Source organism: Sphingobacterium corticibacter (assembly GCF_003076635.1).
GTDB lineage: Bacteria > Bacteroidota > Bacteroidia > Sphingobacteriales > Sphingobacteriaceae > Sphingobacterium > Sphingobacterium corticibacter.
The window spans coordinates 321,553-335,517 of sequence record NZ_QDKG01000001.1; the positions used below are offsets into that span (position 1 = coordinate 321,553).

The 13,965-nt window shown below is 40.2% G+C and carries 12 protein-coding genes; 4 read left to right on the forward strand and 8 right to left on the reverse strand.

Annotated features, from left to right (window positions below):
* Positions 1-26 precede the first annotated feature (26 nt).
* Complete coding sequence (locus DC487_RS01475) at positions 27-434, reverse strand: hypothetical protein (RefSeq protein ID WP_116774191.1); 408 nt, start codon at positions 432-434, stop codon at positions 27-29.
* A 482-nt stretch (positions 435-916) separates the two neighbouring features.
* On the opposite strand from DC487_RS01475, the gene DC487_RS01480 reads away from it, so the two are divergent.
* Entirely contained in the window at positions 917-1,234 is a 318-nt protein-coding gene (locus DC487_RS01480) for a DMT family transporter (RefSeq protein ID WP_116774192.1), read from the forward strand.
* 126 nt (positions 1,235-1,360) lie between these two features.
* On the opposite strand, the gene DC487_RS01485 is transcribed toward DC487_RS01480, so the two are convergent.
* From DC487_RS01485 to rplM, 7 genes are all read right to left on the reverse strand, one after another.
* Positions 1,361-2,038 carry a DUF3823 domain-containing protein gene (locus DC487_RS01485; RefSeq protein WP_116774193.1) on the reverse strand — a complete coding sequence of 226 codons (678 nt, stop codon included), beginning with the start codon at positions 2,036-2,038 and terminating at the stop codon, positions 1,361-1,363.
* Between the two features lie 16 nt (positions 2,039-2,054).
* Positions 2,055-3,848 carry a RagB/SusD family nutrient uptake outer membrane protein gene (locus tag DC487_RS01490; protein ID WP_207774285.1) on the reverse strand — a complete coding sequence of 598 codons (1,794 nt, stop codon included), beginning with the start codon at positions 3,846-3,848 and terminating at the stop codon, positions 2,055-2,057.
* 91 nt (positions 3,849-3,939) lie between these two features.
* Positions 3,940-7,110: a SusC/RagA family TonB-linked outer membrane protein gene (locus DC487_RS01495; protein ID WP_207774286.1), complete on the reverse strand. Its 3,171-nt coding sequence runs from the start codon at positions 7,108-7,110 to the stop codon at positions 3,940-3,942.
* Positions 7,111-7,835: 725 nt separating this feature from the next.
* A complete protein-coding gene (gene tsf / locus DC487_RS01500) occupies positions 7,836-8,672 on the reverse strand; it encodes a translation elongation factor Ts (protein ID WP_116774195.1) in 837 nt (278 codons plus the stop codon).
* Positions 8,673-8,848: 176 nt separating this feature from the next.
* A complete protein-coding gene (rpsB, locus tag DC487_RS01505) occupies positions 8,849-9,661 on the reverse strand; it encodes a 30S ribosomal protein S2 (RefSeq protein ID WP_116774196.1) in 813 nt (270 codons plus the stop codon).
* A gap of 18 nt (positions 9,662-9,679) precedes the next feature.
* Complete coding sequence (rpsI, locus tag DC487_RS01510; protein WP_116774197.1) at positions 9,680-10,066, reverse strand: 30S ribosomal protein S9; 387 nt, start codon at positions 10,064-10,066, stop codon at positions 9,680-9,682.
* Between the two features lie 11 nt (positions 10,067-10,077).
* The gene (gene rplM, locus DC487_RS01515) at positions 10,078-10,521 is read right to left on the reverse strand and encodes a 50S ribosomal protein L13 (protein WP_116774198.1); all 444 of its coding nucleotides are present in this window, start codon (positions 10,519-10,521) and stop codon (positions 10,078-10,080) included.
* Between the two features lie 274 nt (positions 10,522-10,795).
* Between rplM and DC487_RS01520 the strand changes: the two genes are divergently transcribed.
* From DC487_RS01520 to DC487_RS01535, 3 genes are all read left to right on the forward strand, one after another.
* The gene (locus DC487_RS01520) at positions 10,796-11,653 is read left to right on the forward strand and encodes a helix-turn-helix domain-containing protein (RefSeq protein ID WP_116774199.1); all 858 of its coding nucleotides are present in this window, start codon (positions 10,796-10,798) and stop codon (positions 11,651-11,653) included.
* Positions 11,654-12,062: 409 nt separating this feature from the next.
* Positions 12,063-13,067 carry a fumarylacetoacetate hydrolase family protein gene (locus DC487_RS01530; protein ID WP_116774201.1) on the forward strand — a complete coding sequence of 335 codons (1,005 nt, stop codon included), beginning with the start codon at positions 12,063-12,065 and terminating at the stop codon, positions 13,065-13,067.
* A complete protein-coding gene (locus tag DC487_RS01535; protein ID WP_116774202.1) occupies positions 13,057-13,911 on the forward strand; it encodes a flavin reductase family protein in 855 nt (284 codons plus the stop codon). Before DC487_RS01530 ends, DC487_RS01535 begins: the two co-directional genes overlap by 11 nt.
* The last annotated feature ends 54 nt before the right edge of the window (positions 13,912-13,965 follow it).

The following is a 13,965-nucleotide window of genomic DNA, read 5'->3' on the forward strand; positions in this document are numbered from 1 at the left end:
GCTAGTACAATTCAGTACTAATCACATTAATTCAATAATTCTTGGCCATGATTCCGAAGATACATAGCATGTAAGCCCATCTCTTGGTTAGTAGATACCGCCACAGAGAATGATTGATCTGGCGCTTCAAACATGTACATATCACCAATCTTACCGGATAGTTTATAGCGTTCGGCATAGAATTTAGCCACGTCTAATGCAATATTTGTCTCTTGCATATTAAACATTAAAATGCATGAGCTTAGCGCTCCATCTTGAAATGCATACAGCAGTTCTTTTACTTTTGTGCTCTGGCCTGCATATAAAATTCCAGCCGCACTCTCCCTTAACAAACCTCTAGTTTCAAAAGATTTGATCTGATATTTTTTAAGACCAAAGCCTACAAGGGGTTCCATGATGTCATGGAAGTTTTGCTCAACCGCTGTTTTTCCCATAATCTAATAATTATAAATATTGTATAAATTGCTTTGATTCAGTGCTGGTATTTTTTGTTTTGTCGCTGATCGTTTACGTGTTGATTACTAGCAATAGCCAAATGCGACAAAATGGAATTTGGAGTACCTATAATTTCAATTGTACTTCGAAGTACGCTCAGCGAATGTTGTGTGATTAGAAACCTTAAAAATTTAATACTGCCTCAGTTTGCATAGCAAATGAAGGTATTTTACTTGTGTATATGAATTTATTTTTTCAAAAAGGTTTAATCTTCTGTGTAAAAAAAATTACGATTCTGTGCAATAACCATTGCAAATAACGTTTCTGCTACCCCAGACTTAACACGATGATTGTAACATTTTACAGTGCGTTATAATTCGGAACTTACGCTTCAGCCGGAAAGCTATCCACTTCAGTCATTTTGAAGGAGTACAACAAAGGACAATTGTCGATTATTGTGGACATATTTAAAAGATAGGTTATGAATTGGTTAGCATTAGTTTTTGCAGGGCTATTCGAGATTGGATGGCCAATCGGTTTGAAAATGGCTCAAAATCCCGGAGTTAACAAATATCCTTGGATTTTCTTGGCTGTGTTCTCTATGGCGGTGAGTGGCACACTACTCTTTATAGCCCAGAAGACGATTCCTATCGGTACAGCTTATGCAGTATGGACAGGGATCGGTGCTGTAGGAACGTTGATCGTGGGTATTCTTTTCTTTGGAGATTCAGCGAATGTAGCCCGCATGTTGTCGGCGTTATTTATTGTCGCTGGTATAATTGGATTGAAACTGTTTTAGCAGATAGTTTATAGAGTAAATAGAAAGCAAAAGGCTCATCGATCGTGATGAGCCTTTTGAATTTAACCTGTGGATTGATAATCTATAAAAAACTATACCCCCTAGTCATAGCGGGTAGCAGCAAGGTTATCGCAGTTTTACAACTTGTGAGTAAATAGATTGGTCTTTACCAGCTGCCCGCAGTCCAATTCTAGCATATAGTGCTCTGCCATTTTTGAAATCGGCATTCTCCGTCAAGTCTACTAATTCGGTGGTAAGAACGCCCGTGTCTATATCTCTCAGGTCTCGGCGGACCGTGTAAGATACATCGTCCACAAATGAGGTTCGTCCCACGACAATGGTGGCATAATCGATATCCCATCCCTGCGTTACTTCGTTAGCCTGAAAGCTTGCCGATAAGCTAGTTCCATTGAGTGCTAGCGAAACGTTGGACAAGGTAAATAACGGTGTAACGTTAATATCCACATCGGTCATTCCTTGAAGACGAACGACGGTCGTATCCCGATCGTTCACCCAGGGGCCATTGTTATTTCTCGTCACGAGTTTATATTCTCCATCAAATATTTTGATTTCGAAAGTTCCGTCTTGTGTAACGTATACAGGAACTGGGTTTGTTAACTCATAACCGTCCTGAAATAGCTGCAATTGTACAGCTTCGCCTGTGCCTCGTACGCCAACTGCTTCACCATTATAGACCACGCGCCCGCGAATGGTTGATTCAGGTTCGTCGCGATTATCCAACCCACAACTAACGATTGTTAGTGCAGTAAGGATGGGTAGTATATATAATATTTTTTTCATCATAATTCAAATTAATAGACTACTGAAAAGGGTTTAGTACAATTTTTGGATTCGCATTCTGCCAACCCAAATCAATGAAATTATAGTAGTTGCGCAATTCGAAAAATCTTGGATGTAGCGAATTGCTGAAAGTAAGGCGATCAAATACGAATTTTCCATCATTTGGTGTGCCCGGCGCGACTACAAGGTAGGGGAACAATGCCCAATGCTGAGCGTTAGGACTATTCACTACGCCATTCCAGATAATGTGTGCTCGGCGGAAACGCTTCAAATCCCAATAACGATGGTTTTCGAAAGCAAATTCAACACGTCTTTCTTGGATAATGTCATCAACGGTTATCGAGGCCAAAGGTTGAATTCCTGCACGACTGCGAATTTGATTGATATAACCTAATGCGATACTTTGCTGGCCTAGTTCCATAGCAGCTTCGGCAGCAATTAGTACAGCTTCCGCGAAGCGGAATCTAGGAAACCACATATCACTATTGCGCCCACGAGTGGAAGCGCCAGGCGTCTCATCCAAAAACTTGCGGAAAAAGAATCCGCTTTTATTGATAAACTGTTCGTTCGAACGGTTTGGGCCATTGGCAGATGTAATGACTCGGCCAGCATTATCTCTTTCTCCCGGTGTGCTGGTTACCGTTTGCCAAGTGCCATTATTCCAGACTTTGTGCCCCGCTTGAACTTCGACGGCAGTACCCCGAAATAAGGCATTTGGTAAGATTACCGAACCGCCTAAACGCGCATCTTTATTGGCAAAAGCATCCAATGGATCATCGTAAAAAATAAAATTTCCTTGATCATCTCTGATTTTGATATCTCCATTACGATCATCCACATATTCGAAATCTTCTACCAGATTTAAGATAGGTCCTGCTGCGGCACGATCAATATCTTCGGCATGAGATCCGGGGATATTCATGGTCGTAAAATTAACCTGCTGCCCTTCGCCAGGATAGCCGTGATCTCGCGCCCAAATTACTTCTGTATTATTGGTTTTGACACTAAGTGCCTCATAGAAATTACGCTCTAGATCATCGGGCTTCGTCAATTGTAAGCTATAAGGACTCGTATTGATAACTTCTTGTGCGGCTTGCAGTGCCTTTTCGTAATAGGCATTCGCTAAGTTTGCAGCTATACCTACTTCGCCACCTGGCGTACGGATTGGGCTTGTCATTTTGTTGTTGTAGTTCGCTAGCGAGCCGGCATATATAGCTGATCTGGCTTTCAACATCAATGCTACCCAGCGATTGGCGCGCGCCGCATTGGTATTGGTGCTTGCAGGAAGCATGAGCGATGCTGCTTCACATTCGGCAATAATATAATCGTACATTTCGGCTTCCGTAGCGCGCGGATATTGTAATGAGCCCACATCCATACCGCTGATGTATTCAAATACTTCATCGCCAACAATAGGCATTCCTCCAAGTCCGCGGCACATATTGAAATAGGTCCATGCTCGTAGGAATCTCACCTCACCTTCGTACTCTTGTTTTTCGGTATCATTCAACACGGTTGATTCGCGCAGGCCTTTCAGGAATTGATTGAAGTTGCGTATCAATTCATAATTGGATACGCGCCAATGCTCATTGCCGAAGTTTTGCATATTGTCTGGACCTTGATCGGATTTTCCCGCTTCGTCCAACACTGTAAACGAGTACCAATCACCGATATGCTGTCCCCAAGTTACTCGGCCATAAAAATTGGCCAAGACGGATCGTATCATTACTTTGTCACCAAAGATCTGATCGTCCGTAAGAATTTGATCGGGTTGTCTTTCTAGAAAATCTGAGCAACTTTGCAGATATGTCATACTACAGAAGAGTAATATTATCTTGAAAATTGATATAGATGTAGTTTTCATATTCATTTCTTTTTATGCTAATACTAATTATGCCAACACCTTAAAATCTGATATTGACCCCTAGATTCATGATGCGAAATGTCGGGTAACCTAAGCCATTGGTGGCATCCATTTCTGGATCAATTCCAACCAGGTTTGTCCAAGTAAATAAGTTCTGTCCGGAAAAGTAAACGCGAAGTCCAGACATAGAAAGAGGTTCTAATAGACGTTGTGGGAGCGAATAGCCGAAATCTAAATTTCTTAATTTAATGTAGCGTACTGACTGCTTCCAAAAGTCGCTGTTCCAGTAGTTGCTGTGGGCACTATTACCAATTAGCGGCATAGGATAATCTCCTGGAATCAATTCGCTATTGGCATCCCAGATATCGGATAGTTTCCATGTGTTATCAAAATAATATTGTGGATTATTTCCACCATCATGGAATGGGTTCCGCATTTCCCATTCTTTGTAAAAGGTGTTGAGGCCACCGCCTGAAAAATCCAAAGCCAAATCAAATCCCTTATACCCAAATGAAAAATTAAGGCCAAAGTTGAGAATCGGAGTAGAGTCTTGACGGTATCCAATAGGACGTTCGTCTAAGCCATTGATCACGCCGTCGCCGTTCTGATCTACATACTTGATATCGCCGGGTCTTAGCGTGCGGTTACCTTGTCGATCATTATCCACCGACCAGCTAGCGATCTCTTCCCAACTTTGAAATTGACCGTCCGACTCTAAGCCCCAATTGAGATAACCGTATCGATGTACGAGCGAACTACGGTATTCGTCCCAAGAATTACTAAAACGAGGACGATAGCGATCCCAATCATAAAAACGTGAATAGGTCATGTTACCCGCCAAGGAATAGGTAAAATCATGGAGTTGATCTGTCCAGCGTACAACCCCTTCAAATCCTCTGCGTTTGTCAGAGTTTAGATTTTCGTTTGGTAGGCCAAATCCAACTTCCATAGGCAGTAGTACATCATAGCGAGCGGCAGGCAAGCCGGTAAGGTGTCTTTGAAATAATTCGAAAGTAGTTGTTAAACGATTTTGTAACATGCCAGCATCAAAAGCGATATTGATCATTTCGGCTCGCAACCAAGAAAGAGTGGTCACTGGTAATCCGCGAGGTTGTGTTCCTAGCACATATTCTCCATCTATGATTGCGCCACCTTGACGGTAATTGTATCCTGCTAAATAATCGAATGGTGCATATCCGGGCGTATCGTCCTGTCCCACGATTCCGTACGAACCTCTCAATTTAAAGTGATTGATGAACTTTCCAATGCTGCCGTTTTTCCAAAAATTTTCTTCGGAGGGAACCCAACCAGCCGTTACGCCCGGGAAAAATCCCCAACGATCGTTGGTTGGGAATTTCCAAGAACCGTCCAATCGGCCAATGAGCTCCAACAAATACTTTCCTTTGTAGTCATAATTGATCTTACTGATGTAACCAAGGCGCGCTTGCGGATTGTCGCCAACGTCCGAATACTGATCCATATTATGGAAATAAATCAAATTCAAGGCATTAGCATCCGGTATGGTGTGTAGCCAACTGGTAGGCTCCGTACGCAGAATACTTTCCATGCCGGCCAATATAGAGAGGTTGTGTCCACTAATATTTTTATCGTATTGCAATTGGATATTGGAAATCATTTCTTCCTCGTGTCCCATTCTACGCTCGCGCCATGGATTATTGTTTTGAAATATCACAGGGTAGGTGTCTGTCACTTCATCATAGCCATACAGTTGATACGTAAATTCGTGGTTTTCCATCCGCTGATTGTTATAGGAATACCCGACCAATCCTCTTGCTTTTAGTCCTTCGAAAATTTCATAGGACGCATCAAAGTTTAATTGAATTACTCGTCTAGTATCTTTATATTTTCCAGCAAGATCATAGGTTAGCCAGCCGAAATTGGTGCCTGGATCATTGGATGTTAATGTCGGATAAGCAGGATTGCCATTGGCAAATGGACCAATAGTTGGTAAGTTTCTAAATGTGGCGAAACGTGGTAACCATAGGTCATCTTCACCAGGTACGCCCGGGTTCACTTTTGTCTGATGTCTAGCATTCATGGTAGCGCGTACCTGAAATTTATCCGTTATATTGGAGGTGATGTTCATTTGTACGTTCGTCCGGTTGAATCCTCCATAATTCTTGATGACATCTTTCTGATTAAGATTACCTACACTAAAAAAATAGCTGATTTTGTCCGAACCGCCTGAAACGTTGGCATTGATATAGTTTTGAGGAGCCGTTTTCCAGATGAAGTCGTACCAGTCAAATGGTTCATAGCCTTTTTCTGTACCCACGCGCCATTTTGCTAAGTCGCTTTCGGTATACCGATAATTATTTACTCCTTGTACCGTTTCCGATTGGATGTAATTTTCGATGTAAGTTACAGCATCTGCAGGTCGCGGAAATGTGGATAGATTTTGTAAACCAAAATTGGATGTTAGACTGACGGTGTTTTTGGTGTTTAGTCCACCGCGTTTGGTAGTAACCACAATAACACCATTGGCAGCGCGTACGCCGTAAATGGCTGCCGAAGCATCTTTTAACACCGAAATAGACTCAATGTCGTTGAAGTCTAAGTTGTTGAATTGAGCCGCATCTTTCTGCACACCGTCAATTACATATAATGGATTTCCCATATTACGGATTTGGATATTCGTTGTAGCTCCGGGTCTACCGTCGGTTTGTCGAAAATTCAGACCTGGAATTTTTCCAACAAGTGCTCCAGATACATTAGGTGATAGCGATCTGCTGATATCTTTGGATCCGATCACCGAAATAGAACCGGTTAGCGATTCTTTCTTTTGCGTCATTCCGAAGCCCGTAACCACTACTTCTTCAAGTGCTGTCTCATCTTCTTCCATTACGACATTAATGGTGCTGTTGCCAGCTTCTACCTTGCGTTCTATAGAAAGATGTCCGATATATTGGAACACCAAAATGGCATTTTGCGCATTTCTAAGCACAATGTTATATGCTCCATTTTGATCTGTAGTTACACTATTATTAGTTCCTTTTTCGGTTACGGTCACGCCAGTTAAAGTCGCATTTTGAGTGTTGGTAACTACACCGCTCAGTGATCGTTGAATCCAAGGTAGATTCGATTCGGTGCTCCGCTCGTGCCAAGCCAGTACTGCTTGGGTAGGGATTAGAAAATATAAAAACAAAACGGATAATAGTTTGAGTATGAGGCCGCCTCCCTTACAACGCATTTTGCAGCATACTCTTTGATTTTGATTCAAATCATTTACATTCATAATCTATTAGGTTAGTTATTAATATTAACAACTTGTTCATGAGCATGAACAAATTTGTTTAACGATTTCACTGACTCTCGACAAAGGTTGGAGAGTGAAGTATGATTAGCGCTGTCTAAAATAGTTTTTACCCGGAGCGCGACCGTCCCTTTTTGTATGCATCATTCTTCAAAATCTGTCTTGCAACAGCTGCCGCATTCGTCAGATGATAAAAGGTTTTTGCTTTCATAAGTGGTGTTTAGTATTTAGTTTATTTTGGTATTAGTATGTAATCAACTTTACCGACGATTATTCACCGTCAGATATTCATGATGTTATATACTGATGCGCTCTAAGGAGAATGATTTCCTCAAGAAAAAAAATATGGTTTACTGGGTTAGCAGTTTAGAAAACCACCATTAATTGCAATGGTCTTCAAGAAATAAATTTCATGAAGTGTAGATAAATAAAATTGCACTTGTGTCTCAAATACTTATCATTCTGTCTCATTTGTACTTCAAATGAGAATAGGGTATTTGTCTGCGCGATAAGGATAGTATTTCAGTGCGGGGAGCTACTGAATAAATTAATTCAGCCATCATTTGGTTGATGTTAGGTGGTATTCATGAGGTTGCTCTACGCAAAAAAAACCTGTATCGGGATTCCGATACAGGTTTTTTTTAAGGTTATTGTCTTTAAAATTATGCGCCTAATTGCACGCGTTTGAAAGCAGTAACTGTCAAACCTTTGTTTACGCTATCTAAGAATTGAGCGATAGATTTTGAAGAATCTTTCACAAATTCTTGGTTCAACAAGGTATTGTCTTTGTAGAATTTGTTCAATTTTCCAGCAGCGATTTTTTCTACCATTTCTTCTGGTTTACCTTCCGCACGGATTTGATCTTTCGCAATTTCCAACTCACGCTCGATAGTTTGAGAATCTACACCGTCTTTGTCGATCGCTACAGGGTTCATTGCAGCAATTTGCATTGCTACATCTCTACCAGCTTCTTCAACACCAGCAGCATCAGCAGAAAGACCTACTAATACGCCCAAACGATAGTTACCGTGGATATAAGCTACTACTTTATCAGCAGTTACTACTTCGTATTTAGAAACGTCGATTTTCTCACCGATTACACCAGTTTGCTCGATCAAGTATTCTGCTACTTTGCGTCCGTCCAATTCAAGACCTTTCAACTCTTCTAAAGAAGCTGGTTGGCTTGTTAAAGCTAAGTCAGCGATTTTTTCAGCGAAAGCCACGAAGTCAGCATTTTTAGCTACGAAGTCAGTCTCACAGTTTACTTCTACTACGATACCTGATTTACCATCAGCAGTAGATTTAGCAATGATTACTCCTTCGTTAGAGTCACGGTCTTGACGGCTTGCCGCTACTTTGGCACCTTTTTTACGAAGGTAATCTACTGCAGCTTCGAAGTCACCATTAGCCTCTACTAAAGCTTTTTTACAATCCATCATACCTGCGCCGGTTTGTTGACGCAATTTGTTTACATCTGATGCAGAAATTTGTACTGACATGATATGTTTATTTTATAGTTTAGATCTGTTTCCTGACCAACAAAATAAGGTACTGATATGACCTGATTGTTAGCCTAATAATAAATAAGTAAAAAACCGGAGAGGCAAGCTAGTTTAAAGAAGCAGAAGCTTCCAGAAACGAGCACTTGTCTGTCCGGCTTTAGTCGGTAGAATGATTATTCTACGTCTTTTGCTTTACGAGTGCGTTTTCCGGCAGTTGCATCTTCCGCAACTTCTGCGCCGTTATCGATAGCTGCTTTAGAAGCTGCTGCTTCTTTTTCAGCCTCATCTTCTTTATCGCGCTTACGCTCATCAAGACCTTCTTGAATTGCTTTACCAATAACTTCAGCAATTAGATTGATCGACTTAGTCGCGTCATCATTTGCAGGGATTGGGAAATCAATGTTAGTAGGATCAGAGTTGGTATCCACCATCGCAAAAGTAGGAATGTTTAATTTCATTGCTTCTGCAACAGCGATGTGCTCTTTCTTAACGTCTACGATGAATAATGCAGCAGGTAGGCGGTTTAGGTCAGCAATACCTCCAAGAAGGTTTTCTAACTTGATACGCTCACGCTGAATCATTAATTTCTCTTTTTTAGATAATACGTCGTAAGTACCGTCTTTTTGCATCTTGTCGATGTTACCCATCTTCTTGATAGACTTGCGTACGGTTGCGAAGTTGGTAAGCATACCACCTAACCAACGCTCGGTAACGAAAGGCATGCTAACATCTTTCGCTTGTTGCGCGATGATTTCTTTAGCTTGTTTTTTCGTTGCTACGAATAATACTTTACGACCTGATTTTACGATTTGTTTGATAGCTGAAGCAGCTTCTTCCAATTTCGTAAGTGTTTTGTTCAAGTCAATGATGTGGATGCCATTACGCTCCATGAAAATGTACTTAGACATTTTCGGATCCCATTTACGGGTAAGGTGACCAAAGTGCACACCTGCATCCAATAAATCTTGATATGTTGTTCTTGCCATTTTGTGATCCTCCTTTGATTAACGTTTACTGAATTGGAATCTTCTACGCGCTTTGCGACGTCCTGGTTTCTTACGCTCAACCATACGGTCATCGCGTGTCATCAAACCTTTAGCACGTAAAGCTGGTTTCACTTCCGGGTCTAATTCTACCAATGCTTTGGCAATTGCCAGACGCACAGCTTCTGCTTGTCCTTTAACGCCTCCACCTTGTACGTTTACTTTAACATCAAAGTTGGCCAATGATTCTGCTACATTCAAAGATTGAGTAGCGATGTATTGCAATGGCAAAGTTGGAAAATATACCGTGTAGTCTTTACCATTCACGGTAATGTTACCGCTACCTGCAGCTAAGTAGATGCGGGCAACAGCAGTCTTTCTTCTACCTGAAGTATTAGTTGTTGACATAATGAATCTCCTTAAAATTTAACAGTTTTTGGATTTTGTGCCTCATGTTTGTGCTCAGATCCAGCATAAACAAAAAGGTTTCTAAATAGCTCACGGCCCAAACGGTTTTTAGGCAACATACCACGTACCGCTTTCTCAATGATGCGCTCTGGGTGTTTTGCCATTAATTCTTTTGGAGAAACAAAACGTTGACCACCTGGGTAGCCTGTGTAGCGTACATATACTTTGTCGCCCAATTTGTTTCCTGTCAACTTAACCTTGTCTGCGTTGATAACGATTACATTATCTCCACAGTCTACGTGTGGGGTGAATGTAGGCTTGTGTTTACCACGGATTACTTTCGCAATCTGGCTTGCCAAGCGCCCCAAAATCTCGCCTTCAGCGTCAACAACGATCCATTCCTTGTTTACGGTGTTTTTGTTAGCAGAGACAGTTTTGTAACTTAACGTATTCACTTGCTTTTGTTTTTATAAATTAATTGATAAATTCTATCCTTCCTGTACTCACTACAATAAGGTTTGCAAAGATACAATTATTTTCGATATAAACTAAGTAGTTTTGTTTTCGTCTAATGGTATCGAAATTTATATTTTAGTTGTTGATTAGATATTGCTCAAGCTTGTGATTTCGACCCAAATTTGTTCTATCATTTTTTATCAGTGTTCTAAAGTGAAAATTCTTGCTTCGCATGCTTAGGAAATACTTAGCGTTGGTAGTAGACAGTAATATATGAATCAGATCGCGATAATCCCATTTAAACCGATATCCAATTCCAAACAGAATCTTTTTGTAGTGGATCTATTAGAGTATGTAAAACGGGATCCAAAAGTCCTATTGACACCACACCTCACAGATTTTTTTGTAATAATATGGGTTACACGAGGAATATTAGATTATCAGATTGATCACTTGCCCTATCAGGTAAAAAAGGATCACTTGATATATATTGCCCCTGGACAGATTCATCACTTTAAAACTAGTAAAGAATTTGAGGGTGAATTAATAGCGTTTACCGAAGATTTTGTGCCTAAGAATGCTTTCTTTAATGTGTTACGCATTTTTGAAAATGTAAATAGTAAGGTGAAGACTATGCACTCAAAGGAAATCCATATCAAGGTGCAAGCCTTGTTTCGAAGTTTGATGGAGGAGCTTAAAAATGATGCAGACGAATATCAGCATGATTTACTTTTTAATATGCTATATAATCTTATTTTGTTTGTAGAGCGAGGGAAGATTATTCATACTGTTGATAACCTACAAAGCCAAGATTTAAATGATATCATGGTTTTTAAAAAGCTGGTCGCTAAAAATTGTCGCAACCATTATACTGTGAAGGATTATGCGGATATTTTAGATACTACGACACAGCGCTTGTTAAAAATATCCACCATTGCCTTAGGAAGAACCCCAAAAGAGTTCATCACTGAACACTTACTGACCGAGAGCCAAAGACTATTAAAATATAGTGATCATTCCATTAAAGAAATTAGTTTCCAATTAGGGTTTGACGAACCAACAAATTTCACCAAATTTTTTAAGAAGCAGGCGCGGGTATCACCTACCTTGTTTAGAAAAATTAATAAATAGGAAACGGCTGCTTTTTTTTTAACCATTAATTTCTTTTTAATTACCTTTTTTTACACTTGTATCTCTGTAATTTTGGGATATATATCGTTGCATAGATTTCTTTTTTGCAGAACAATTGTCTCTAGAATTGGAACTTATGTAGTGAGATCAAAACCATTATAAATGTTTATACGTAGAGGGGGATGTGGAATAAAATCCACTACGAATCACGATAACTCTTTAATATGTCTGTTTGGCAATATGGGGCTCGTACTTCGTAAATGTGGTGGTCAAGTTATGTTCCTTAGCCGTATTAATAATGTTTTTCTTAAAAAATTAATGGCGCATTTTTGTGCTCTAATTCGTGTTAAATGTTTTGTATATAGACGTTTAACTGATGTTCACTCTCTAAAAAAAATGACAATTAGAAATGAAGTTAGTATCTTTTTTAAATAACGGAGAAACGCGTCTTGGACTTTTTAAAAACGGAAGAATAGTAGATCTTAATCAGGCCGATGCTAGAATTCCAAGTACAATGGCTCTCTTCATAGAAAATTGGGAGGTAGCGTATTCAATAGCGAAAGCTGTTGCGGAACGTGCAACGAACGAAGGTCTTGAGGAAAGTAATGTCCAACTTTTGGCGCCAGTACCTGAACCTGCTTCTTGCCGTGATGGATATGCGTTTAGGCAACATGTTGAAGCTGCTAGACGTAATCGGCATGTACCTATGATAGATGAATTCGATCAGTTCCCAATTTTTTACTTTACAAATCACAAAGGAATACAGGGTCCGGGTGAGGTGCTGTGTATGCCGGATCATTTCCAACAACTTGATTTTGAGCTTGAAGTTGCTATTGTAGTGTGTAAAAAAGGAAAGAATTTTACAGCTGCAGAGGCGGAAAAATATATTGGAGGTTATATGATCATGAATGATATGAGTGCGAGAACTCTCCAGATGGAAGAGATGAAGTTGAGCCTTGGGCCTGCCAAAGGAAAGGATTTTTGTACAGTTATTGGTCCATGGTTGGTGACTCCAGATGAGTTAGAAAAGTACAAAGTTCCAGCTAAGCCAGGACATGTTGGCTTTAGTTATAACTTGAATATGACCTGCTCGGTCAATGGAGTAGAGTTAAGTGCTGGTAACATGGCCGATATGGATTGGACTTTTAGTGAAATTTTAGAACGATGTGCTTATGGGGCTTATGTTTTTCCGGGCGATGTTATTGGTAGTGGTACAGTTGGGACTGGGTGTCTACTCGAGCTCAATGGAACAGGTTTGCTCCAAGATCCAAATTATGCCGTACAGTGGCTCAAAGATGGTGATCAGATCGAAATGAAAATTGATGGTTTAGGAACACTTAATAATACAATCGTTGCTGAGAAAAGTAACTTTTCTTTGTTGGCACTTAAAAAAATGAAAGAGGATGTTAATTGATTTTCAAAAAATATCTACAAGAGATAGTCAGCATTACCTGCAGCATGCAATCGCTCCTCGACCAATATGTTTTGCAAGTACTATCAATGTGAAAGGAGAGGTTAACCTAAGCCCATTTAGCTTCTTTAATGTATTCTCTTCTAATCCGCCAATTGTAGTTTTTAGTCCTTCACGTCGGGCGAGAAATAATACGACAAAAGATACGTACAAAAATATTTTGGAAGTACCTGAAGTGGCTATCAATATTGTGGACTTTGATATGCTGCAACAAATGAGTTTATCAAGTTGCGAATATCCTAGCGGAATCAATGAGTTTACAAAAGCGGGTTTGAGAATGCTTACGTCAAATACTATTAAACCGCCGAGAGTATTGGAAAGCAAAATCAGTATGGAGTGCAAGGTAACAGAGGTGAAGCCTTTGGGTAATCAAGGTGGTGCCGGCATCTTAGTGATCGCAGAAGTACTTCTGATGCATGTTGACGATGAGATATTGGATAAGGATCGTCTTATTGATCCTAGGAAAATTAAACAGGTCGCTAGATTAGGGGGGGACTGGTATATGCATGTACAGCCAGAAATAATATATAAAGTTCCAAAACCTGTCGCTGAGCTTGGGATCGGAGTGGATAAACTTCCTGCCAAAATACTTCAATGCCCTGTTTTTACGGGGAATCATTTTGGCGCTCTGGCGAACGTGTCATCCATTCCCGAGCGGGATGATGATTTTGATGATGATGTATTACACGATACAAATTTGTCTGAGTCAGCATTTGCTATGCGCATTACTGCATTATTAGATGCAGGGGATGTTCAATCAGCTTGGCAGTTGGTGTTACGGTTTTAAATTTCCGATAGGCCAAAATTAAATAATTACTGATTTTGATCTAGAGCTGTTTAT

Excerpts from the sequence above, each read along its gene's own strand:
- DC487_RS01475 (WP_116774191.1), bottom strand. The coding sequence starts at position 434 with ATGGGAAAAACAGCGGTTGAGCAAAACTTCCATGACATCATGGAACCC.
- DC487_RS01480 (WP_116774192.1), top strand. The coding sequence starts at position 917 with ATGAATTGGTTAGCATTAGTTTTTGCAGGGCTATTCGAGATTGGATGG.
- DC487_RS01485 (WP_116774193.1), bottom strand. The coding sequence starts at position 2,038 with ATGATGAAAAAAATATTATATATACTACCCATCCTTACTGCACTAACA.
- DC487_RS01490 (WP_207774285.1), bottom strand. The coding sequence starts at position 3,848 with ATGACATATCTGCAAAGTTGCTCAGATTTTCTAGAAAGACAACCCGAT.
- DC487_RS01495 (WP_207774286.1), bottom strand. The coding sequence starts at position 7,110 with ATGCGTTGTAAGGGAGGCGGCCTCATACTCAAACTATTATCCGTTTTG.
- tsf (WP_116774195.1), bottom strand. The coding sequence starts at position 8,672 with ATGTCAGTACAAATTTCTGCATCAGATGTAAACAAATTGCGTCAACAA.
- rpsB (WP_116774196.1), bottom strand. The coding sequence starts at position 9,661 with ATGGCAAGAACAACATATCAAGATTTATTGGATGCAGGTGTGCACTTT.
- rpsI (WP_116774197.1), bottom strand. The coding sequence starts at position 10,066 with ATGTCAACAACTAATACTTCAGGTAGAAGAAAGACTGCTGTTGCCCGC.
- DC487_RS01520 (WP_116774199.1), top strand. The coding sequence starts at position 10,796 with ATGAATCAGATCGCGATAATCCCATTTAAACCGATATCCAATTCCAAA.
- DC487_RS01530 (WP_116774201.1), top strand. The coding sequence starts at position 12,063 with ATGAAGTTAGTATCTTTTTTAAATAACGGAGAAACGCGTCTTGGACTT.
- DC487_RS01535 (WP_116774202.1), top strand. The coding sequence starts at position 13,057 with ATGTTAATTGATTTTCAAAAAATATCTACAAGAGATAGTCAGCATTAC.